General features: G+C 41.6%; 26 protein-coding genes. 9 read left to right on the forward strand and 17 right to left on the reverse strand.

Features of this window, described 5'->3' with window-relative positions; all coding sequences use genetic code 11:
- Window positions 1-79 precede the first annotated feature (79 nt).
- From DI077_RS14205 to DI077_RS14230, 6 genes are all read right to left on the reverse strand, one after another.
- Window positions 80-718, reverse strand: coding sequence for a GNAT family N-acetyltransferase (locus tag DI077_RS14205; protein ID WP_109020512.1), 639 nt, complete (start codon window positions 716-718; stop codon window positions 80-82).
- Window positions 719-802: 84 nt separating this feature from the next.
- The gene (locus DI077_RS14210; RefSeq protein ID WP_109020513.1) at window positions 803-1,102 is read right to left on the reverse strand and encodes a hypothetical protein; all 300 of its coding nucleotides are present in this window, start codon (window positions 1,100-1,102) and stop codon (window positions 803-805) included.
- Between the two features lie 100 nt (window positions 1,103-1,202).
- Window positions 1,203-1,820, reverse strand: coding sequence for an ABC-type transport auxiliary lipoprotein, LBF_0736 family (locus DI077_RS14215; protein WP_109020605.1), 618 nt, complete (start codon window positions 1,818-1,820; stop codon window positions 1,203-1,205).
- A gap of 17 nt (window positions 1,821-1,837) precedes the next feature.
- Complete coding sequence (locus tag DI077_RS14220) at window positions 1,838-2,785, reverse strand: MlaD family protein (protein WP_109020514.1); 948 nt, start codon at window positions 2,783-2,785, stop codon at window positions 1,838-1,840.
- The gene (locus DI077_RS14225; RefSeq protein WP_242935213.1) at window positions 2,782-3,546 is read right to left on the reverse strand and encodes an ABC transporter ATP-binding protein; all 765 of its coding nucleotides are present in this window, start codon (window positions 3,544-3,546) and stop codon (window positions 2,782-2,784) included. The genes DI077_RS14220 and DI077_RS14225 overlap by 4 nt, the downstream gene beginning before the upstream one ends.
- Complete coding sequence (locus DI077_RS14230) at window positions 3,546-4,670, reverse strand: MlaE family ABC transporter permease (RefSeq protein WP_109020515.1); 1,125 nt, start codon at window positions 4,668-4,670, stop codon at window positions 3,546-3,548. The genes DI077_RS14225 and DI077_RS14230 overlap by 1 nt, the downstream gene beginning before the upstream one ends.
- 93 nt (window positions 4,671-4,763) lie before the next feature.
- On the opposite strand from DI077_RS14230, the gene DI077_RS14235 reads away from it, so the two are divergent.
- The 5 genes from DI077_RS14235 (at window position 4,764) to DI077_RS14255 (ending at window position 9,375) form a co-directional block, all read left to right on the forward strand.
- On the forward strand, window positions 4,764-5,858 hold the full coding sequence (locus DI077_RS14235) for an AraC family transcriptional regulator (RefSeq protein WP_242935214.1): 1,095 nt from the start codon (window positions 4,764-4,766) through the stop codon (window positions 5,856-5,858).
- 124 nt (window positions 5,859-5,982) lie between these two features.
- Complete coding sequence (locus DI077_RS14240) at window positions 5,983-6,846, forward strand: sterol desaturase family protein (protein ID WP_109020516.1); 864 nt, start codon at window positions 5,983-5,985, stop codon at window positions 6,844-6,846.
- Between the two features lie 15 nt (window positions 6,847-6,861).
- Window positions 6,862-7,293, forward strand: coding sequence for a flagellar basal body rod protein FlgB (flgB, locus tag DI077_RS14245; RefSeq protein ID WP_109020517.1), 432 nt, complete (start codon window positions 6,862-6,864; stop codon window positions 7,291-7,293).
- A gap of 25 nt (window positions 7,294-7,318) precedes the next feature.
- Window positions 7,319-7,780: a flagellar basal body rod protein FlgC gene (gene flgC / locus DI077_RS14250; RefSeq protein WP_109020518.1), complete on the forward strand. Its 462-nt coding sequence runs from the start codon at window positions 7,319-7,321 to the stop codon at window positions 7,778-7,780.
- An 83-nt stretch (window positions 7,781-7,863) separates the two neighbouring features.
- Window positions 7,864-9,375 carry a hypothetical protein gene (locus tag DI077_RS14255; RefSeq protein ID WP_109020519.1) on the forward strand — a complete coding sequence of 504 codons (1,512 nt, stop codon included), beginning with the start codon at window positions 7,864-7,866 and terminating at the stop codon, window positions 9,373-9,375.
- Between the two features lie 9 nt (window positions 9,376-9,384).
- Here the strand turns inward: DI077_RS14255 and DI077_RS14260 are convergent, their stop codons facing one another.
- The 7 genes from DI077_RS14260 to DI077_RS14290 all read right to left on the reverse strand — a co-directional run bounded on the left by DI077_RS14260 (window position 9,385) and on the right by DI077_RS14290 (window position 12,201).
- The gene (locus DI077_RS14260) at window positions 9,385-9,717 is read right to left on the reverse strand and encodes a hypothetical protein (RefSeq protein WP_109020520.1); all 333 of its coding nucleotides are present in this window, start codon (window positions 9,715-9,717) and stop codon (window positions 9,385-9,387) included.
- Window positions 9,714-10,037, reverse strand: coding sequence for a hypothetical protein (locus tag DI077_RS14265; RefSeq protein WP_109020521.1), 324 nt, complete (start codon window positions 10,035-10,037; stop codon window positions 9,714-9,716). Before DI077_RS14265 ends, DI077_RS14260 begins: the two co-directional genes overlap by 4 nt.
- Entirely contained in the window at window positions 10,024-10,512 is a 489-nt protein-coding gene (locus DI077_RS14270; protein WP_109020522.1) for a hypothetical protein, read from the reverse strand. The genes DI077_RS14265 and DI077_RS14270 overlap by 14 nt, the downstream gene beginning before the upstream one ends.
- A gap of 47 nt (window positions 10,513-10,559) precedes the next feature.
- The gene (locus tag DI077_RS14275) at window positions 10,560-10,904 is read right to left on the reverse strand and encodes a hypothetical protein (protein WP_109020523.1); all 345 of its coding nucleotides are present in this window, start codon (window positions 10,902-10,904) and stop codon (window positions 10,560-10,562) included.
- Window positions 10,873-11,391 carry an RNA polymerase sigma factor gene (locus DI077_RS14280; protein WP_167837150.1) on the reverse strand — a complete coding sequence of 173 codons (519 nt, stop codon included), beginning with the start codon at window positions 11,389-11,391 and terminating at the stop codon, window positions 10,873-10,875. The genes DI077_RS14275 and DI077_RS14280 overlap by 32 nt, the downstream gene beginning before the upstream one ends.
- On the reverse strand, window positions 11,384-11,881 hold the full coding sequence (locus DI077_RS14285; protein WP_135354888.1) for a Spy/CpxP family protein refolding chaperone: 498 nt from the start codon (window positions 11,879-11,881) through the stop codon (window positions 11,384-11,386). Before DI077_RS14285 ends, DI077_RS14280 begins: the two co-directional genes overlap by 8 nt.
- 65 nt (window positions 11,882-11,946) lie before the next feature.
- Entirely contained in the window at window positions 11,947-12,201 is a 255-nt protein-coding gene (locus tag DI077_RS14290; protein ID WP_109020526.1) for a DoxX family protein, read from the reverse strand.
- A gap of 59 nt (window positions 12,202-12,260) precedes the next feature.
- On the opposite strand from DI077_RS14290, the gene fliE reads away from it, so the two are divergent.
- Window positions 12,261-12,647 (forward strand): flagellar hook-basal body complex protein FliE, encoded by a 387-nt coding sequence (gene fliE / locus DI077_RS14295; RefSeq protein ID WP_109020527.1) that lies wholly within the window; start codon window positions 12,261-12,263, stop codon window positions 12,645-12,647.
- Here the strand turns inward: fliE and DI077_RS14300 are convergent.
- Both DI077_RS14300 and DI077_RS14305 read right to left on the reverse strand, forming a co-directional pair.
- Window positions 12,640-13,143 (reverse strand): hypothetical protein, encoded by a 504-nt coding sequence (locus DI077_RS14300; protein WP_242935216.1) that lies wholly within the window; start codon window positions 13,141-13,143, stop codon window positions 12,640-12,642. The genes fliE and DI077_RS14300 overlap by 8 nt on opposite strands.
- Entirely contained in the window at window positions 13,144-14,073 is a 930-nt protein-coding gene (locus DI077_RS14305) for an MBL fold metallo-hydrolase (protein ID WP_109020528.1), read from the reverse strand. It abuts the gene before it with no gap.
- 133 nt (window positions 14,074-14,206) lie between these two features.
- Between DI077_RS14305 and DI077_RS14310 the strand changes: the two genes are divergently transcribed.
- The 3 genes from DI077_RS14310 (at window position 14,207) to fliF (ending at window position 17,376) form a co-directional block, all read left to right on the forward strand.
- Window positions 14,207-15,370, forward strand: coding sequence for an LIC_13076 family protein (locus DI077_RS14310; RefSeq protein ID WP_135354889.1), 1,164 nt, complete (start codon window positions 14,207-14,209; stop codon window positions 15,368-15,370).
- A complete protein-coding gene (locus DI077_RS14315; RefSeq protein WP_109020530.1) occupies window positions 15,354-15,584 on the forward strand; it encodes a hypothetical protein in 231 nt (76 codons plus the stop codon). The genes DI077_RS14310 and DI077_RS14315 overlap by 17 nt, the downstream gene beginning before the upstream one ends.
- A gap of 91 nt (window positions 15,585-15,675) precedes the next feature.
- Entirely contained in the window at window positions 15,676-17,376 is a 1,701-nt protein-coding gene (gene fliF, locus DI077_RS14320) for a flagellar basal-body MS-ring/collar protein FliF (RefSeq protein ID WP_109020531.1), read from the forward strand.
- A 58-nt stretch (window positions 17,377-17,434) separates the two neighbouring features.
- Here the strand turns inward: fliF and DI077_RS14325 are convergent, their stop codons facing one another.
- The gene (locus tag DI077_RS14325) at window positions 17,435-19,996 is read right to left on the reverse strand and encodes an adenylate/guanylate cyclase domain-containing protein (protein ID WP_109020532.1); all 2,562 of its coding nucleotides are present in this window, start codon (window positions 19,994-19,996) and stop codon (window positions 17,435-17,437) included.
- Between the two features lie 70 nt (window positions 19,997-20,066).
- The gene (locus tag DI077_RS14330; protein ID WP_109020533.1) at window positions 20,067-20,471 is read right to left on the reverse strand and encodes a DUF4332 domain-containing protein; all 405 of its coding nucleotides are present in this window, start codon (window positions 20,469-20,471) and stop codon (window positions 20,067-20,069) included.
- Window positions 20,472-20,593: the final 122 nt, after the last annotated feature.

The raw sequence follows: 20,593 nt of genomic DNA on the forward strand, positions 1-20,593 counted from the left end.
AATAAGTAAGTTAAAATATATAAAATATCTTAATGAAAACGACCGGTGAATAATAAACATTAAACCTATGATTTGGATCTTATGAAAATTTAAAATCCTTTCTTTCCACTTCCATATAATGATGATCAGGCACAATACCCGAAGCGCCGGGGAGATTCCTGGTAGCGATCACTTGGAAACCCAAACTTTTATAGAGAGAAATGGCGGGCTCGTTCTCTACGGATACATCTAAGGATATTTTTTTCGATTTCGGATTGGCACTGATCGCATAACGCATCATTTCTTTTGCAATTCCTTTTTTTCTTTCCGATTCGGACACCGCAATATGACCTAAGTACAAACAATCGGATTTGGGAGGTTGAATCATCGCCTCCGCTTTGAGTCCGCGCGTGATTACTCTCAATGCTTTGCTTCCGTAAATGGAAAGAATTCTGATTGCGGTACCGACGGTTAATAATAAGAACACGGGCTGCTTGTAAACAATCAGACTACCCACTACCGAATCTCCTTGGGTAGCTACAAAATGATTGGAATAGGAAATCGTATTTCCCCGTTCCACAAAGGATTTTTGTAAAAAATCAAATGGGCTTGTGGCCCCTTCCTGAAACACAAAAGACCATGCCTTGGGACCTGAAGAATAAATCAAAGGAACTGCTCCCTCTACATCTTTTGGGAGCGCGGGACGAATGGAGAAATCTTTGTTTGTTACATTTGCCATAGGAAAATCTGAATCTAAAATATGAAGCTTTCCTCATATTTTCAATTCTAAATTTCAGATCCTTCTCATTTTTTCAGGTTAGAACTACAACCTCCACTTACCCGGATTGCCTGCGTTATGAAATCTTCCCGCAGGAACATGGAATGGGTTGTGATGTGAGCCACCGCCCCCGCGGTTATAGGAAGGTTGTTGATAATAGTACATCCGGTTGTAGTTGTAATTTCCCGAATTTCCGTTGTAGTGCTGATTGTTTCTACAAGACGGTTCATTGTAACAATCTCTTTCGTAGTAATTGCCGGAAGCACATCCTACAAATAAAAACAAAGACAGATTCAAAATTCCAAATATTCCCAACTTCCATTTCCGATTCCGATTCGATTTCATATGATTCTCCTTAACAAGAATCATTTTATAGGAAAACAAAACGACTTCAATAGGGGATAGTTACTAGTTGCGGAAACTACCTATGCATTCGGTGATCTGCTTATCTGATTTTATCTCTGAGGTCGGTTTCAAGCTCCTTTGCGATTTGCCCCAAAGCTTCATTCCAACCCAAAACCAAAGCTTCCGGTTCTTTTTTGCCGATAGGAGCCGCTTTTTCATACGTTTTTCGAAGTAGAATCTTGGTATTGCCTTCCGTTTCAATATAGAAAAGAAATTCGATTTCCAATACTGCTTTCGGAGAGTTTCTAAAATCACCGTACAAAGAACGCACGTTAGCTTCCAAATAATGAGTAGGTTCGATTTTTGTATTGGAACTTGCATCCCATTCGAACAGTTTGAGTTGGATCAGACCTTTTAAGATTTCTTCCTTCAGATTGGTTGCCGGAGGAATAAAGAAAAGATTGTAATAGTCCGATTCGTAACTCACATCGTCTTTTCTATACACAAGCTCCTTTCCTTCGAATTTCTGTGAAATGGAAAACCGCCTTACTTTGACGGCAGATCCTTTCGAAGGAGAAAGGTTCGGGCTGGAAAATCCTGTCTCGATCAGAAAAAACTTTTTTTCGGGAAATGTTTTGGAGATCCCGAAACAACCAAACGAAGAAAAGGCGATAAGAATCGAAGCAATAGGAAGTAAAATTTTCTTTTTAAATAACATAACTGAACTTTTACCCGTTATTTCCATATTTTGGATTTATTAGGAGCTTCTCCGAATAAGAACTGAGACGGATATTTTTTGGCATTTGCGGTAACTTCCCTTAAGTCCTCGGAAGCAATCCGAAGATTTTCAATGGAAACGGAGATATCTCCTTGGTTGGATGCAAGCAGAGTATCGAGTCGTTTGATCGTTGTTTGCAATTGAGTGATCGTTTGATCGATTTTTTTGGGAGTGTTTTGAAGCTCCGGTTGTGCAATCAGATTTTTCACTTCCGCATTTGTTTTACGAAGTTCCGCAAGTAGACCCACCGCTTCCCTGGAAATATCTCCCAATCTTGCATCGGTTACCGTTTGGCTGAGATTATTCACCAAGTCATTAACACCTGTTAATATTTTATTTACGTCCGCCTTGTCCAACGAGTCGAAGAACTTATCGACCGATGCGGTAAAACGGGAGATCGTACTAGGCGCGGAAGGAATGTAATTGGTTTTAGGTTCCCATTTGATGTCCAAAGGAGGATTCTTTTCCGGATTAAGATAATCCAATTCCAAATAAGCGGTTCCGGTCAACCCTTGAGACGCCAAACGAACGCGAAGTCCGTTATGAATCATCCTTTCTACCGTTTTTTTAAGCTCGTTACCGCTCACTCCTTGCACAAAATCGGGAACAGACATTTTGATAATCACATAACGTCCGTAACGATAGGACATTTCTCCGTCCAGCTTGTCAGGGTATTCGTTTTGTACAAATGAAATCGCTTCTACCGATCCGACTTTTACACCACGGTGTTTTACAGGAGAGCCTATGTCCAAACCTTGAACCGATTCATCAAAGTATGTTTCCAATTTGATCGATCTTTGGAACAAGGCGCCCGCAGTGAATGTAATTACAAATCCGATGAGAGCAAAAAAACTGGCGAGTACGAATACACCCACCTTAAAATAACTCATATTCACTTGGTTCATTTTCCGGTACTCTCCTCGGGAAGTCGGTTGAAAAATCTATACACAAAAGACCCTTTTGCTTTTTCTTTTAAATCTTTGGGGCGACCTTCGGCGATGATTCCCTTTGTTTCTTTGTCCAAAACAATCACCCGATCCGCCATGGTAAAAACAGACGGCAATTCATGTGTCACGATCACAAAAGTAACTCCAAGGGATCTCGACAAACGGATGATTAGGTGATCCAAATCCACACTCGTAATGGGATCGAGTCCCGCCGAAGGTTCATCTAAAAATAATATCTCCGGGTCCATCGCCATTGCCCGGGCAATCGCCGCTCTTTTTTTCATCCCGCCGGAAAGTTCGGACGGCATAAGATCTACGAACGCTTCCAAACCCACCATCTTCAGTTTCATTCTTGCGATGGTATCCATAGCTTCGACGGGAAGATTTGTAAATTCTTCCAAAGGAAGTTTTACATTTTGCAATAATGTCATGGAACCGAAAAGAGCACTTTGTTGGTACATCACCCCGATTTTATTCCAAATGCGGATTTTATCTTTTCCTGTGGCGGTGACGATATCGTCTTCTTCAATCCAAATCTTACCGCTGATAGGTGGAGTAAGTCCGATCATATTTTTCAAGACAGTGGATTTGCCGCAACCCGAGCCGCCTAAGATTCCGAAGATCTCTCCTCTTTTGACTGAGAAGGAAATATCATTCATAACGATATTTTGGCCGTATCCGGTTTTCAAATGTTCCACTTCTATGATCGAGTCTTCCATTATATCCCCAGATAAAAGTAAACGATGGAAAATATTCCGTCCAAAATCGAAACCAATATGATGGAACCGACTACTGCCGCCGTTGTAGATTCTCCTACGGCACCGGCACCCGTTGTGGTTTTCAATCCCCGGTAACATCCTATCGCAGCAATGATCATTCCGAAAAAATAAGACTTCAAAAGTCCGCCGGCAATATCGTTAAAACCGACCGCGATGTTTACTTGGTTGACAAAAGTAACGAGTGGAAAGCCGAAACTGAGTAATACGATCGCACCGCCGATCAAGCCGAATAAATTAAAAACAACTGTTAGGAGAGGTGTCATAAGAAGCGAAGCCACAAGCCTTGGAACAATCAAAAACTGAACGGGGGGAAGACCCATCGTAGTCAAGGCATCGATCTCTTCCGATACCTTCATAGTTCCAAGCTCTGCGGCAAAAGCGGAACCCGATCTGCCGGACAGAATGAACGCCGTCATAAGAGGCCCGAGTTCTCTGAATAAAGACAAACCGACCAAGTTAGCCACAAAAATCTCAGCGCCGAACCTGCGCATCGGGATAGCTGACTGAAAAGACATGATGAGTCCCAGTAAAAATCCGATCATGGCAATGATGGGAAATGCATTCACTCCCATCGCCTCCGAAACCCGGAATACGTCTTTCCAACGAATGCGGGAAGGATGAAATACAGATTTCCAGAAAGAGACCGTCAATTCGCCCGTGAAAGAAATAAGAAAAGATAACTCGGTTATGTAATCAATGGTGAACTTTCCGATTTTTTCGGGTTTGCCCAATTTGAGCACGGGAGGACGAAAGGAAGCCTTCGATTCTTCCGTAGCTATTTTATAGGAATATTGGAATTTTTCGTTTAACTCGTGTAACTCGAACCGGTTGTGTTTGTTTTCCTGGAAGGTTTTCAAAAAATGTAAAAAGGAAATCCCGGAAGAATCCGTGTTTTTCAACTTTTTTGCGATGACCCGAATCAACTGGGGAGATTGGTTTTTTAATTGAGAATTCGCCTCAGCCCATGTTTCTGCTGTTTGGTGAGACAATAATACTTCGGGAAGATAGACCTCTAGAGTACTCCCCTCCCATAAAAATGATGTTGATCTAGCATTGTCTGCCACGATATTTTCTATCTAAAATAATACTGGTTTCTTATTTATGGCAAGTGATTTTATTTTGATTTTCTAAGTGTTTGGGAGACAAAATTAAAATACGTGCACCACTCCATTTACATTCAGGGATTCATCGCATTTACGGGAGGACTTTCCTTTTTATTCGCCATAGGGGAAATCATAACCAGGGAAAAGTCCTACCAATCCTATATCCAAGCCTTGTTGTTTTTACTAGGAGGGATTTTTCAAACTCATACTGTTTTTGTGGGAACGGATGCCATTCTCCTTTATCCTCATCTTTATTTAATCCACCTCCCACTTGCAGCATTCCTTGGTGCACTGCTCAAAAGATATTTTTCTTCCATATGGAGAGAAGACAAAGGTTTTGAAAAAATCAGCTTTTGGGAATGGGCCCCCAGTGGTCTCATATTGATTCTGCTTTTTCCGTATTACACAAGTGATGTGGAAACAAAAAGGCAACTTTTTCTGAGGTACCCTGTTCAGGGGATACCTTTTTTAATCAAACTCTCGATCGCTATCGTCCAGTTGCCTACTTTTTACTCCATCTACTTTGTGTTTAAACAAATTTTCAGATACGTCCGCTGGGAAACGATCCAGTCATCAGCTCATCTTCGTTTGGTGCTAATCGTATTGTCCATTTCGGGAGTGTCCGGAGTGATCGGATTTATCACAATCTCTTTCAATTCCAGATACGGACTGGATATAGTTTCCTGTATTTTCGGAATCCTGATTATCTGGGTCTATTTTATGAGGCAAAGAAATCCGGAGCTGATGCATGAAGTCAAACGGATCGTTCAGGAAGCGAAAAAATACCAAACCACTCAATTGAGTTCCGTCAATCTGGATGAAATCGGCACAGGATTGAAACATCTGATGGAAGAGGAAAAAATCTATAGGGAAGATGAATTGAATCTTTCCGAGCTCGCTGCCCGGATTTCCCTCTCACCTCATCAACTTTCCGAGTATCTGAATCTCCATTTGGGAAAAAACTTTTTTCAGTTTGTCAATTTTTATCGGATCGAAGAAGCAAAGACTCTTTGCGCGGAACAAAAAGAAAAAACGATCCTTTCCATTGCTTATGAGGTAGGATTTCCCTCAAAATCCACATTCTACGACGCATTTCGCAGAGAAACAGGAATGAGTCCCACCGAATACAGAAAGAAAATAAAATCGTAATTCCTACGAATTCATTCCGAATAGATGTATCCGGATTCTTTTTTCTTTCCGGATTGATCCATCCGGTCGATTGGTTTTTAAAACCGGAGTATACTGAGATCAGAAATTTTTTGGAGGATCGCCGATGTTCGGACCCATTCAATGTGAGCTTGTTTTAGATTGTGTAACAAAAGTCTCTTTTGCACAACTGATTATGAATTTTATCCGTTATTATCCGATTGCAGGTGTTGCTTTTTTGTTTTTTTATCTTTGGAAAAAGAATTATTTTGAAAGATTCAGAATTCAGAAGGTTTATCCTAAAGCGGAAAAGGTATGGCAGGAGTTTCGTCAATCAGCCGTTACACTAGTGATGTTTACCTTGATTGCAACTGTCAATATCACTCTTTCCAAAATGAAATTGATTCCGAACAAAGTTTATTTCGGTTCGATCAGCGGTCTTGAGGCCTGGGGTTATGCTCTACTTAGTTTTCTATTGATTACCGTTTGGCATGAAACCTGGTTCTACTGGATGCACAGGTTCGCCCACAACAGGAAAGTATATCCTTATGTTCATTCCGAACATCATATGTCGATCAATCCTTCTCCCCTAGCCGCATATCGTTTCCAAGCGACAGAGGCATTTCTCGAAGGAATTTATATTGTTCCCTTTATCATGCTTGTCCCGATCCATTTCAACGTTGTGATCTTTCACACCTTCTATGCGATGGTGATGAATATTTGGTGGCATTTGGGTTATGAGTTTTTTCCCAAATCCTGGGCGCGGGGACCACTTACCAAATGGATCAACACATCCACCCATCACAATCTTCACCACCAGAAATTCCAGGGCAATTACAGCCTCTACTTCAATGTTTGGGACCGGATCATGGGGACTAATTTTCCCAATTACGAGACCTATTTCGAACAGGTCGTGGAAGAACGCATAAAAAAAGGAGAGGCTAAACGACATAAATCGCTTAACCCGGTAGAGAATCTGGTCGAAGGATAAACCAGAGGGTTAGTCATGTTCGAATCTACTCATTTTATGAAAACGCAAGATCTTTTGGAAAGAGGCCTCGGTGCCGCAATGACCAAAAGAAAGGTTCTGACTGACAATATCTCCAATGCGGACGTTCCTCATTTCAAACGTTCGGAGGTGAATTTCGAGTCCATGCTCAAACGCGCCTTCGAATCCGAAAAAATCGAAAAGGAAAAAGCAGTCCCTACCCTCATCACAAACGAAAGACATATCGAATTTTTCAAACCTCTCGATTACAGAGATGTAAAACCGAAAGTGAATGTGGATTATCTCACAACCATGCGTCCCGACGGAAACAATGTGGACATTGAAAAAGAAATCGTGGAAGCCAATCAGAACCAGATGACTTACAACCTGATGATTGAAAGGCTCAACCAGAACAATCGTCTGTTAAATATTGTTATGCGAACTACGTAAAAGGCAGAAAGAGGAATAAAATCATATGGGCATGTTTGATTCAATCAATATATCGGCGACCGGTCTTTCCGCACAACGTCTTCGCATGGACGTAATCTCAAATAACATCGCAAACTCCACTACAACCCGCAATACGAACGGGGATGGTCCTTTTCGTCGCGATAGGGTAATACTTACTCCAATCAATCTCAGAACAAAATGGAAAAGCCCCGTTTATCCGTTCGGAGTTGCTCCGGGAGAAGGCAAAGGCGTGAAGGTAATGAGAATCGAAAAGGATATGAGTCCTCTCCGGTTGAATTATGATCCGAGTCATCCGGATGCCATACAGATCGGACCTAAAAAGGGTTATGTGGAAATGCCGAATATCAATATCGTTACGGAAATGACGGATATGATTTCAGCATCCCGCTCTTATGAAGCAAATGTGCAAATGATCACGGGCACAAAAGCGATGTATAACAAAGCGATGGAGATAGGAAGAGCTTAAGCCCGAATCAAAATCCGTTTTCCAAAATAAAAACCAGGGAAATCCTATTGACTCTTTTTAGGAAATGGTTAATTTATTTCCTAATGAATCGTTTCCCGGGTTTCCTTCTACTCCTTGCGAGTCTCAGCTTTTGCAATCTCCATCTCAATAATACCGGAGATCCTTTCACATTTACCAATCTATTCACAAAGTATCTCTTGGAAGCCAAACCGCAATGTGAAGCACGGGAATGGGAATTCAACCATCTTGAATCCAGAGCGGGAGGAAAACCGTTTCTATATACCGTTGAAAATGCAAGCGGAGAAGTTTATACAATCTTCCAAACATACGATACATTTGAAAATCGATTGAATGAAGTATCCGGAACAAACGCGCTGAATGTTATGTTGATTAAATTCAACGCGAGCGGAAAGATACTTTGGTCCAGAAGCCTCGGCATTGCTGACGACGGTTTCAACCATTTGAAATTAACCGATAACGGAGTCATCGCGACCGCCAATGTACTGAGTTCGGTAGGAACTCCGATTCATGCTTATTCGGGAATCTCCAATACGAACATAGCTGTCTTTTCCGTCGCAAGCAACGGAGATGTGATTTGGAATACTTATATCAACGATGAAGGGGTAAACAATTTCAAAACCGCCGCATTGGAAACCAGATCCAACGGAGAAATTCTGGTTTTAGGTTATACTTCCGCCGCTTCCAAACCAAAAGGTTTCGGAGAAGATAGGTTCCCCAGTAGAGCAGCAAACACCGATTTGATCCTTGTCAACCTTTCTCCGAGCGGAAAAGGCAATTGGTTTTTATCCGTGGGGAATAGTACCCAAACAACGGAAGGAATGTCCTTAAAGAAAATAGACGACGACAATATTCTGATACTCGGCAAATCCAAGGCGGCACTAGACCCTGCTTTTTTTTCGTCGCCTATCTTCCCGTATACGGGTGCCTCCGTTAACTTTCAGTATGTAATTTTGCATTATAATGTAAATACCAGAAATCTGAAACATACCTTTATTGGAACCGATAGCAATATAATCAATGTGGTACCTCCGTCCATCCAATACGATCATTCCAAAAATCTAATCTACCTGGGCTTGGCTTTGGCGGGAAGTATCGGAGGAGAAATCAGAGGTCCATCCGCATCGAACGACCCTCTTTTGGTGCAACTGGATTCGAACCTGAATCGAAAATGGATCAGTTATTTCGGAACGACTGATTTGGATCTTTTTCCCGGCAATATAGATATTTATCCCAACGGATCCGTTTATACATCTGTTTCCTACGGAAGCATGAATCCGAATCTGGGGAATCAATATCCCGGTTCTTTCAGTCACGATGGTATCCTGGAATACAATTCAGAAGGACAAATTGTGCGTTATGTGCTGATACCGACTTATGATCTCAGGTATGTTTACCCGCTGCAAACCATTCACTCATGTGACGGAGGTTATCTGCTTTCTTCCATCAGTTTTGACATATCCATTGCGGCCAATCCGACGAATCCGGCAGCTACGAAGATCAAAAAAATAAAAAATACCGACTTCCCCCGCCCTCGCCCTTATCTATTTCCCACCGGCGGAACTATATTTAGATAATGGATTTAATTAGTGTGCAACAACACAGGAACCTTCCAATCGGATTCGATTGGTCCAGGATAAAAATCCCAAATCCGTGCTAAATCGGCTACCGATGGATTGAATCATTCCATTCGGACACTGAGCGATCAATTTGTGGAGAGCTTCATCCACATAATCCGTGTTCTTCACAATTCCCAAGATCGTAAATTGTTCCGCCTCTGCAACTATCTGTTTTACCGATTCGATCTTTGCAGGTCTTTCCGTATCCCCCGCATGAAACTGATGAATGGAATACGTACATCCAACGGTTCCAAAAGCCAGAATAAAGATGAAACCGAAAATCTTAGATACTTTGTTCATTTAACACAGTATCCTTTTGCGATTACATTCATTCTATATGCTATGAAATATTGAATGATTTCGTATTTTGTAAAAAGACCTGTGATCTTTCCATTTGGACATTGTGCCGTCAATTTGGTGGGGATTTCTTCCAAAAAATCATTATTAAAGTTAAATGCCAAAAAAACCAATTTGGAAACATCCGCTTGAATAGGAACTTCGCGATCCTTTGGGAAGGGTTGCGGTGTCATGGAAACGGTTTGCAATTGAGCACATCCCACCAAAGAGAATAGCATAATCGTAGTTAAAGTTTTACAAAAAGTCGTTTTAGATTGAATCAAGACAGTATCCTTCTATTTTAATAATTTCTCCCGTGATCACAGGGTATTGTGCAGTTTCCCGAATGCTTCGCAGACCGGTAATATTTCCCGAAGGACATTCTTTATACAACAATTCGGGGATCGGGTTCGTATAATTTTTTACAAATGTCATGGCACCTGTGCGCGGCCCCATCGTGGAGAGGGTGATGATGAGTTTGACATACTCGATATCTTTAATGGCGTCGGCGTTGGCGGAAGAATCGCTTGCATACAATCCTCCCTGCACCAAGGCAAGTCCTTCGTTTAAGTTGATCCCTTTTTCACTTACCATAATGGTAAACGGTTTCGGTTTGACGGAGGATCTATTGTCTATATCGCCCAATGAGTAATGATGCAAAACAGCACATCCTGTCAGGAAGACAGGGAGTAACAGATAAAGGAATTTCGATTTTTTCATAACATAAAACGGATCGGTAAACCGCCGTATTTTGACCATCTAACACCTGACTCTGTTTTGGCGCAAATCTTTTACGGAGAATTGAATTATTCTTCCAAAACTCCGAGTAGATTGTTATCGTAATCTTCCTCATCCTCCCAAAGAAGATCTCCCGATTCGATGTCATACGAACTAAGTAAATTTTTTTGGTTTGCGGCAAGTTCCGGCGTTCGACTTGAATTTCCTCCGTAAAACCAAAAACCGATCCCGGCAGCCAGTAAAAATACAGCAGCAACTAACTTCAAATAAATTGAATTTACTTGTCGGTTTTCCGCATTCGCAGCTTTCAAAGAATCGGATTCTTCTTCCAGAACCCTCATGACCATTCTTTTTTCCCAAGAAGGATCGTTTAACCGTTCGTTAATCTCTTTGTTGAATTTGGAATTTTTCATAAATATACCTCCTTGCCCGAAAAAGTCTGGATTTTACAGTTCCCGGAGCAATCTTCAATATCTTTGAAATTTGATCTCCCGATTTTCCTTCTCCCAAAAGAAGAATTACATCTTTGTATTGAGCAGGCATTTTTTTCAAAACTTCTTCATATTCCATCCGGTCGAGAAGACTTCCTTCAAAAGAAACTTCTTCTTCCTTAACGGAACCTGTTCTTAGGACTTTCTTTTCCTTTTCCCATTCTCTTTTCGATTTCTCGCCGAATCGAATGGATTCGTTCTTTGCAATCGTATAAGCCCAATTTCCGAGAGTACCGGCTTTTGTATCATCCCATCCGTTTTTTTTGAGATAACGATACATTCTGATGTAAGTTTCTTGTGCCACATCATCGATGTTATCCGCCAGGTCTGGGTTCAGATACTTGCGAATGGCACTCAGCACCGCCCATTTGGTGGTGCTGACTACTTTTTCGAAATCCAAATCAGTCACGTTTTTTATCTCGTTTCCCCGGTTTGTCTTTCATCTTGTGTTTTTTTTCATGACCGTGATCTTCATGAAATTTTTTCATCATCTCTTTGTGTTTGGTTCTTTGTTCCGGAGTCAGAATTCCGTTGATTTTGATCCTGTCGTCAATCCATAACATTTTGGAATCAACTTTCAGTTTGGAAATTTCTTCCATCTTGGAACGAATTGCCGCCTTGTCTAGGTTATCCGCCGCCAAAAGGGAGTGAAGTTCTTTACGAAGATCATCTTCCTGTTTCTCATATCCTTCTTTTGCCGCTTTCGAATCCGAATGAACTTTCTCGACTTGCGTTTTTTGTTCCGGAGTCAGGCCAAGTTCCTTCGCCATTTTTTCCAAATACTTTCCATGGTCTTTGGAATAACTTTTTCCATGATGCTCTCCATCATGAGCGTTGACTGCAGATGCAAAAGCTACCACAAGGGAAGCGGCGAGCAAAGTTTTTAGAGTTGGTTTCATTTTTTCTCCTCTTTTGATCAGTTTACCCAAAAAGAAGAGGCAAGGTTCCCTTATGGATAAAAAATTTACACCTTCTTAGCTTTTTCCAAATCCTGATTCAAAAAATAGGAAACAAATAAAATCCCAAGAGCAACGATATGAACCGCTTCGAATTCTCCGATGACGAAGTGAGAGTATGCTGCACCGATCAAAGTAAATGTAAATCCTGCATAAGCCCACTCCCTAAGCCGGGGAAAGCCAGGAACCAATAAAGCAAACATTCCGGGAATCTTGGCAAATCCGATGAAAATGTGGTACCTACCACAGACAAAAACCCTCATCCGACATAATTTTTGCTCAAGGAATCGGAAAATCCTGCGATATTAGAATTGAGGGTCCCATGGCAATCAATCCTATTTCTTCTATTTCCAATTCCTATTCTCAGATTCTATCTTCCGCAAACAAACCCCACTCCCTTCTACCTAACGGAGACAAAGTGGCAGTGCAAAGAACGGATATGAGGCATTACGGAAAAACAAATGAAGCCAAATCTCCCGATGAAGTCGCGGGAACTTTTGCAGATGCTATGAAAAAAGCGTTTGAGCAGGTAAACGATCAACAGGTAGAAGCGGACGAAATGACTCAAAAAATCGTTTTCGATCCCAACAGCGTCGAGCTGCATGATGTGATGATCGCTGCGGAAAAAGCGAGAATCTCTTTGACTTTCGCAAAAACGATGTCAGACGGATTTATCAGAGCTTACAGAGAATTGACTCAACTCAGATAATTAAAACATTTCTTCGGTTTTTATAACGAGGCGATCCGTTCAGGGACATGGGTCGCCCGAATACCCTCTCCACAGGAATCAGTTTGATTTCGATCTTGTCTTCTTTTCCCACACGAACACCTAACTTAAGTTCCGAAGAGCTGATTGTTTCCCCGTTTATATAAATCACCCAACCTTCCTTCCAGGAATTTCTTGCTCCGTTGATCTCCATAATCTCTTCCGTTTTATTGGTGGAAATAAAACGAATGGATGGATTTTCCTTCTGGGAAAGTTCCGCAAGAATCAGAAGCAGATCTTTTTTCTCACCCAGTAAGATAGGATAATAGAACTCTTCCTCAAACTCGCTGCATAAAACACGGATCTTAATCTGATTGGTAATACTATCCTGTTTCGAATTTTTTTTACGGTTTGAAATCCTCGAACCGAATCCGGAACAATCTGTAACGGCAAAGCAGACCAACAAGAATACGGAAAGAAAAGCAATCGGATTTTTCATTTAACGGGTGCTATTTTTTAATGCGACGAATTTCAAACCTTGTGCATTCAGATTCACATCCAAGCTCAAAAGATCCCAATCTTTCTTTGTCAAAAGAACTCCTTGTTTCACCGCCGCGTTTTCAATCATCTCTTTGACTTTGGATTCGAAATAAAGGGACAGATCTTCTTCGTTCTTGTTCGCGGCCCCTTTGATTGCTGAATCGCATAATGCAAGCGAATGTTTGAGAGATTGTGCTTTATCAGAAAGAACATCGACTCCGTCAAAATGAGTCAGGTAAGCAATCTCAGCTCTTGTGTTTACAATGAGATCGATTGATAAAACGGCTTCCTCGTAATCAAAGTCAGTAGGAGTTGTGGTGGGAAAAATAAATCTTTTTCCGTTTTCCAGATGGGGATAGGAAATCCCGAAAGAATCTCCCGTAAAGATGGAATTCGATAATGAATCATGAATGCAAAAATGATGATTGGCATGACCCTTGGTATAATAAAAAGTGAATTTTCTTTTTCCCCACTCCAACACTTCCCGATCCGACATCACTCTCACTCTTCCTTCCGGAGCGGGAGAAATTTCTCCGTATAGTTTCCTAAAGTTTTCTTCGCCATAAACCATTTTCGAACTTTGAATCAGTCGGACCGGATTGATTAGGTGTTTGGCGGTTTTCGGATGAGCTAAAATTTTCGCATTCGGGCAAACACCGAGAAGAGCGGAAGCTCCTCCCGCATGATCCAAATGAACATGAGTGACGATGATATAATCCACATTTTCCTTGGGGATTTTCAATTCTTCCAATTTGCCCAAGAGAAAAGGCAAAGCGTGGGTGGTATTCGTTTCGATAAAACTCGCCCGATCTCCTTCCACAATCAGATAGGAACATGCCACAAAATCCAATCCTGCGTAATGGCAGTCAATCGTGTGTATCGTCTTCATGAATATCAGACTAAATGGGAACCGCTTCCGTTCAAGATCAATTTCTGGGTTCCGAAGAGATTTCACGGACCTTTGCAATAATTTTCAATTGTATTTGTTTATAAATATGAGAATGTTTTTGAAAGAGAAAAATATGCGATCTATTGTTTCCGTTCCCCTGGCACTTGTTATTGTTTCCTTTTTTGTTTTCGAATGCGCCACTCCTAAAAAAAATTACTCTTTGAAAGAAACTTCATCCCAATTGGAAAAGTATGAAGATACTTCTCTGAACCCCTTATTGATTTCTCCTTATTCTCACAGCGTATTTGGAATTCCCGTGTATGATCAGTTTCTCGAAGATTCTTACCGCACCATCATCACTGTCCGATTTTCCCAACTTGCAATTCAAAAGACGGAAGAATCACTTACAAACAAAACCGACTATGGCGACAAAAAGGAAGCTTTCTTATTTGCTTATAGAGAACTTCCTATCTTGCAAACAAGATTGGAAACACTTCATCTCAAAGGTTTGGAACATATCGCCCAAGTCTCCATGAGTAGTACGGAAGCTGAAAATCTCAAAGAAACACTTAGAAACGAATTGGTTTTTACGGTCGAAGAATTGCAATATATGGTAAAACAGGTTCCTTCCAGTATCAAACGGGCAAAAGAGATTTTTCCAAAAGTCTTTCCCGGAACACGAAAAGCAGGCTCTTCTTCTCTTACCAAACTGAAAATCCATAACCCCCATGAAACCCATCCTTTGTTTTTAAGCGGAGCGGATGACAAGTGTTATTCGTCCAGAGAATATTCTCAGTGGTATATTTTGCTTGGAACCTACAGGCTCAATCATGTTTCTCTGGAAGAATTGTTTCCCGACCCGAATCAGTCTTATCGTTTTGAAGAAAAAGTGGAAGTTTCGGATGTACTTTTATCCGTAGTTCTCGGATGGGCTACTTCCATTACAAAAAAAACAATTCGGATCGAAGTATGTGATTCTCCCTTGCTCGCCGATTACAGACAACTTTTGGAAGAAAGAGATCTTTACAAAACCATCATTGCAAACAAAAGGGCAACGGAAGAATCCGCAGTTGCGGAAGCGGAAGCAAAAGAAGGACCGGAAGAACCTTTTTATATGAAACGCGTGGCGATGATCCAACTAACAAATGGTATATCGATTCAAGGTGATATCAAAGCATTCAGCCAGGACAATATAAGTTTGGAAGTCGAAGGTGAAATCAGAAATTTGGAAAAGAACCAAATCGAAAAGATCCGTTACACCAAGATCAAGGTAAGGACCGATGGGAAACCTTTTTAAACCGTTTTATATTTCCATTTTCACACTTCCCTTCCTCTGGAATTGTTTCACAAATCCTGTTTTTCAGGATCGTTCCGAACGAGAGGAAGAAAAACGGAAAAAAGCGATCGCTACTTCCATCAGCCTGATCGGACTGAACAATCTGTTTCAAGAAATGGCGACTCCTACCAAGGTAGGTACCACAACTTCCAGCGCCAATATCACGGAACCCTAACCCGGAAAATCCTCCGGGAAGCCCCGAAAAAGACTTGTACAAATCAGTACAAAGTTGCAATTATGTCTCTTAATGGGATGAGGCCCGAACTATGCCTGAGGCACTGCAACGAATTCTAGACAATCTTAAGGAACTTTTAGCAAAACTAGACAATACAAAGAAGCTCATCTTAGGAGGAGTTCTTTTGGTTGTAGTGATTGCGATTGTAATCCTCTCCTCCGTCTCTTCCACAAAGAACCGAATCATTTTATTCAAAGATCTGGACCCGAAAGACTTTTCCGAAGTCACAAAAAAACTGGATGCTCTCGGGTATGCTTATGGATCGAGCGATACAAGTCTCATCACAGTTGATCCGGACAAAAGACAAGAAATCATCACCAAACTCGCGCAAGAAAACCTCATCCCTGCGGGAGTTACAGGTTGGGAACTTTTTGATATAGAAAAATTCACTGAGACCCAATTCGACAAAGACATCAAAAAATATCGGGCGTTAAAGGGTGCGATTGAAAAGTCACTTATGACTTTGCGTCCCATTGAAAAAGCGGACGTAAACATAGCGATTCCGGAAGCGGATTTATTCGAAGCAAATGCATATCCCGTGAAAGCAAGTGTGATCTTACACTTCCGCCCCGGCATTGAAGGGCTCAGCAAAAAAGAAGTGAAAGGTATCGTCAACTTGGTAGCACGTGCTGTTCCCAAATTGAAACCGGAAAACGTAAGTGTTGCCGATCCGGATGGTAAAATCATTTCCGACTTCGAAGAAGACTTGGAAAAGGAAAGATTGGAACTACGTATCGTCCAGGAAAAACTCAGGATTGAAGAAGAAGAACGTGTCAAACGCCTAATTGATATTAGAAACACACTTCGTTGGTATTTGGGTGGGGAAGATAGAGTCGATATCACCCGATTCGAATACATTTTAAACTGGGATCAGGAATCACTTACTGAAAATGAAGTGATGCCTGTTGTGGCTTTCGAAGATAATCCGGATACGCCTTACTCCGAACGTCAGTTAGTCGATGGTTATTCATTGAAAGTTTCTTCCAAAGAAACGAAAGAAGCATTCAAAGGGAGAGGATTCACCCCCGACGGACCTGCAGGAACAGAACCGAACCTTCCTCCGGGTTATAAAGATACCGACTATCAAAAAGCGGAATATTCCAAAGACGAAAACATCAATAACTACGAATTCAACAAACGGGTCAAAGATATCAAACGCCAACCTTGGAAGATTGATAAACTGGGACTTTCCGTCGTAGTGGATGGGGTTTGGGAAAAGAAGGAAAGAGAAGACGGGCTCGGTTACGATCGTAAATACAATCCTGTTTCCGAATCCGATCTCAAACTCATTCGTAAAAACCTGGAAGCTGCGATCGGTTACACTCGTTCCAGAGGTGACCAGATCAGCGTAATCACTATTCCTAAGGATAGAACGGAACAATTCAGACTGGAAGACGAAGAGTTCCAAAAACAAAGAGCCATCCGAAATATGGTGATCGCGTCTCTAGTCATTCTAATCTTACTCATACTTGCAATCCTCGTCTATAGAGCGATCAAAAAGGAAATGGCGAGAAGAAGAAGACTTCGCGAAGAAGAACTTGCAGCTCAACAACAAATGATGCGGGAAGCCGCATTACGGGTGATGGACGAAGGGGGAGCGGAAGTAGAGCTCTCTCTGGACGAAAAATTACGCCGGGAACTTTTGGAAAACGCAATCAACCTTGCGAAAGAAAAACCGGAAGACGTGGCGCAATTACTCCGCACTTGGCTCGCTGAAGAAGAACAAACTTAAAAAGAATTTAAACTAAAAACGTTTATCTAACCTACCGTAAAGACTTACCAACCTGAAATCACTCAGGTTGGTTTTTCCAACGAATCTTGGAACCGGAATGAATTCTGGCATATAGATCCCGAAACAATTGATTAGGTGCTTTCCCGTCAGGATCTTGCGAATAACGAGGTCTTAGGCGATGAACAAAATACATATCCAACTCACCTTTGTTTTTACCGTAGATCTTTCCTCTGTATTCGGTTACAAAAAAATACTTAACCAAATTGTAAGTTTCGGAAGACACGTTGATTTTTCCCGACTCTCCTCCCGATTCCATTCGGGAAGCGGTATTGACCGTATCCCCCCAAATGTCATAGGCAAACTTGAATCTCCCCACAACTCCCGCGACCACGGGGCCGGTGTGAATTCCCAATCGAAGTTCCCAAAAAGGTAAATTCAAGGCAGTCTTGATTTCCTTCAATTGATTCATAAAACTTTGGATTTCCAACGCGGCAAGACAGGCATCAATTGCATTCGTATGATTTTGTACAGGCAATCCTCCTGCACACATATAAGAATCTCCGATTGTTTTCAGTTTCTCCAGATTGTTACGAAGTATAATCTCATCGAATTGAGTAAAACAGGCATCCAGCTCCTGGACTAATTCATGTTCTTCCATTCCTTCGGCTACTCTGGTAAATCCTTTGAAGTCGGTAAACAAAACGGTAACATTCTCAAACCTAGCAGGAGTTACGCTTCCTTTTAGCTTCAGTTCCTGAGCGACTTTCGTCGGCAGAATATTCAAAAGCAATTTTTCCGATTCTTCCATCGCCTCTTCCGCTTTGTCCTGAGCGATCAATGCTTTCTCTCTCTCTTCATCCGCTTTTTGTTTTTCCAAATCCAAAAGGAAATAACTGATATCCAGTTCTTCCGCCAAAGGCCTGGACATAATGTATACAACCAGATAATTGAAAAGTATAAGTGGCAAAACAAGCATCATCAGATGGAATGCGGATTCACCCACTCCGTAATGATCCCGGATCAGAGGAAAATACAAAATCCCGGCAATACCTATTGTAACAAGTCCTAGATTGGCCAGTCTTTGGCTGAGCTGAATCGTTCTGCCTTCCAAAGAAAGTGCTCCGTGGCGAAGCACCGCATAACCAAGAATTGCTGCGGGAACAAACTGAAAATCACTCAAAGGAAAAAGAGGAAATCCGTGAGAAGGAAGAAGAGCGAACAAAAGCAAAGTCGCCGATAAAACAAAGGAACCTATGATCCAACGGGAAGCGCCGTTCACGATTTCCCTGTGTTTGAACAAGGTGAACAAAATGAAAACCAAAGCAAGTAATCCGTTGAATCCCACTAGAACTTCAACAGGCCCGCCATGATGAACTCTAGACCAAGGATATTCATAATATCCTACGAATAACCACGGTGAGGGGGCAAGCAGTGCCGCAACCACGCATAAAAAATCAATCACTTGTAGGCCCTTCGGATTTTTCTGAGATACGGCTTCAAATACGAGTCTCACCATGATGCTCGGAGCAAATGCAAAAGGAACAAATACCATTTGAGAAACACGCAATTGCACAACATAAGAAAGATTCAACTTCAAAGGAACCGATTGCATTACGTAAAATCCGGTGAGGATGAGTGCGAAAGCGCATAACTGATTCAACCTCGCCGAAGGATTGGCACCAGCTACCATAATGGACAGAAAGATGGCGGCAAACACGCTCACTACGGGAGGAAGTCCCCAAGGGTACCAATTGGAACTTTCATAAGAAGTGGGAGAAAGCCCGAAGGAAACACCGAAGGAGATAAAAATCAAAACAAAGGACAAAAGACCGAACAAAAAATAAAACATCCCGTTCTTTTGAAACAGAAGCTGATTTACGTCGAAGAAGTCGGAACGAAATACCCCGTAGGCGACAAGTAACATAGGGATGAACAGAAAAAATCCACCGGGGTAAATCTTATAACCCAGGATGCTGGGAGCATTCGAACAAATCAGCAAAAACAAAAGATTCACGCCATGAAACAAGGAAGGATGGTAATTGGCGCGCACTTGCGAATAATGTTTTATAAATGCAGGAACGATTAACAGAAAGTAGCCGATGGGGGCGACGATTCCCCAGGGGCGAATGAATGAACTTCCTTTCGGATATTTCCCGAAAGGAAAGACGGTCACATCGGTCTCAAAACCTTTTCCAATGATAATCCCGAAATAGATGAGAAAGCAAGTAAGCCAACATAGATAGGAATAATAAAGAAGCAACTTGCTCCGTTTTCCAGTCATATGATATACCAGATAAAACGCCGCCGGAGCAAGAGAAGGAACAAAGAAATAGAGGATGTCGTTCCAGAAAACAAGCTGTTCTACGTTTTGAATCCATGCGCGTAAACTTAAGACAAGTCCGACAAAACCAAAACTGACGAATGTGACTGCCAGATTTGCATGGAAGAGACGATTCTCTTTCGATTCCCGAAATTTCTGAAAGGCGAAATAACTTAAAAAAATGCCGACAAGAAATGTGAGAATCCCCGGAGCTCCGTAAGGAATCTGATACCAGAAATACTCCCAGTCGGAAACAGGTCCTTCCGGCATTGAGAAAAATTGAAGCGGATAAGAAGGCATTACTAAGAACTAAGAATTAAAAGGAACGAGAGGGCAAGGATTTCTTATCACTCGTTTAAGTAGGTAGAAATCAGTAGGTAAGTGCGCGTGGAGTTTTCTTCGCTTGAAGAACCCAGTCTTCTACTTTAGAACCGGAAGGAAGCTGACGAACTAATTTTTTTTTCTCGTTGATCGCTTTAATGGCATCGTATAAATTTCCAGGTTTTCTTTTGGAAAGTTCCACGACAGTATCCACGCCCGCCTCTTCCAAAAGATCAGCGTATTCTTCTCCGATACCTTTGATACGAAATAGATCCACATGGTTGGCCCATTCCAAGATCAACTTTTCCGAAATCCCTGTTGATTTGGCAAGATCCTTGCGAGCTTGAGGAGCTTTGGTTTTTTTTAGAAAATCTCCGGTAGAACGCACCCCTGCCTTCCTTAGGATGTTAGCATACTTGGGGCCAATACCTTCTATATCTTCTAATTTTGCCATGATAACACTCCTTATCTGAAGTAAACTTCAAACAACCGGTGCCCATTAATGAATTCCATCTTTGGATATTGTCAAGTTTTTCTTAACAAGTTTTTCATTGACTTCCCTGGGTAAAAAAGATC

The sequence above is a fragment of the Leptospira kobayashii genome (assembly GCF_003114835.2).
GTDB lineage: Bacteria > Spirochaetota > Leptospiria > Leptospirales > Leptospiraceae > Leptospira_A > Leptospira_A kobayashii.

Excerpts from the sequence above, each read along its gene's own strand:
- DI077_RS14300 (WP_242935216.1), bottom strand. The coding sequence starts at position 13,143 with ATGAAAAATCCGATTGCTTTTCTTTCCGTATTCTTGTTGGTCTGCTTT.
- DI077_RS14275 (WP_109020523.1), bottom strand. The coding sequence starts at position 10,904 with ATGAAAAATTCCAAATTCAACAAAGAGATTAACGAACGGTTAAACGAT.
- DI077_RS14205 (WP_109020512.1), bottom strand. The coding sequence starts at position 718 with ATGGCAAATGTAACAAACAAAGATTTCTCCATTCGTCCCGCGCTCCCA.
- DI077_RS14240 (WP_109020516.1), top strand. The coding sequence starts at position 5,983 with ATGTTCGGACCCATTCAATGTGAGCTTGTTTTAGATTGTGTAACAAAA.
- DI077_RS14325 (WP_109020532.1), bottom strand. The coding sequence starts at position 19,996 with ATGCCTTCTTATCCGCTTCAATTTTTCTCAATGCCGGAAGGACCTGTT.
- DI077_RS14260 (WP_109020520.1), bottom strand. The coding sequence starts at position 9,717 with ATGAACAAAGTATCTAAGATTTTCGGTTTCATCTTTATTCTGGCTTTT.
- DI077_RS14285 (WP_135354888.1), bottom strand. The coding sequence starts at position 11,881 with ATGAAACCAACTCTAAAAACTTTGCTCGCCGCTTCCCTTGTGGTAGCT.
- DI077_RS14315 (WP_109020530.1), top strand. The coding sequence starts at position 15,354 with ATGGGAAACCTTTTTAAACCGTTTTATATTTCCATTTTCACACTTCCC.
- DI077_RS14255 (WP_109020519.1), top strand. The coding sequence starts at position 7,864 with ATGAATCGTTTCCCGGGTTTCCTTCTACTCCTTGCGAGTCTCAGCTTT.
- DI077_RS14310 (WP_135354889.1), top strand. The coding sequence starts at position 14,207 with ATGCGATCTATTGTTTCCGTTCCCCTGGCACTTGTTATTGTTTCCTTT.
- flgC (WP_109020518.1), top strand. The coding sequence starts at position 7,319 with ATGGGCATGTTTGATTCAATCAATATATCGGCGACCGGTCTTTCCGCA.
- DI077_RS14225 (WP_242935213.1), bottom strand. The coding sequence starts at position 3,546 with ATGGAAGACTCGATCATAGAAGTGGAACATTTGAAAACCGGATACGGC.
- flgB (WP_109020517.1), top strand. The coding sequence starts at position 6,862 with ATGTTCGAATCTACTCATTTTATGAAAACGCAAGATCTTTTGGAAAGA.
- DI077_RS14220 (WP_109020514.1), bottom strand. The coding sequence starts at position 2,785 with ATGAACCAAGTGAATATGAGTTATTTTAAGGTGGGTGTATTCGTACTC.
- DI077_RS14270 (WP_109020522.1), bottom strand. The coding sequence starts at position 10,512 with ATGGTCAAAATACGGCGGTTTACCGATCCGTTTTATGTTATGAAAAAA.
- fliE (WP_109020527.1), top strand. The coding sequence starts at position 12,261 with ATGGCAATCAATCCTATTTCTTCTATTTCCAATTCCTATTCTCAGATT.
- DI077_RS14215 (WP_109020605.1), bottom strand. The coding sequence starts at position 1,820 with ATGTTATTTAAAAAGAAAATTTTACTTCCTATTGCTTCGATTCTTATC.
- DI077_RS14210 (WP_109020513.1), bottom strand. The coding sequence starts at position 1,102 with ATGAAATCGAATCGGAATCGGAAATGGAAGTTGGGAATATTTGGAATT.
- DI077_RS14290 (WP_109020526.1), bottom strand. The coding sequence starts at position 12,201 with ATGAGGGTTTTTGTCTGTGGTAGGTACCACATTTTCATCGGATTTGCC.
- DI077_RS14330 (WP_109020533.1), bottom strand. The coding sequence starts at position 20,471 with ATGGCAAAATTAGAAGATATAGAAGGTATTGGCCCCAAGTATGCTAAC.
- DI077_RS14305 (WP_109020528.1), bottom strand. The coding sequence starts at position 14,073 with ATGAAGACGATACACACGATTGACTGCCATTACGCAGGATTGGATTTT.
- fliF (WP_109020531.1), top strand. The coding sequence starts at position 15,676 with ATGCCTGAGGCACTGCAACGAATTCTAGACAATCTTAAGGAACTTTTA.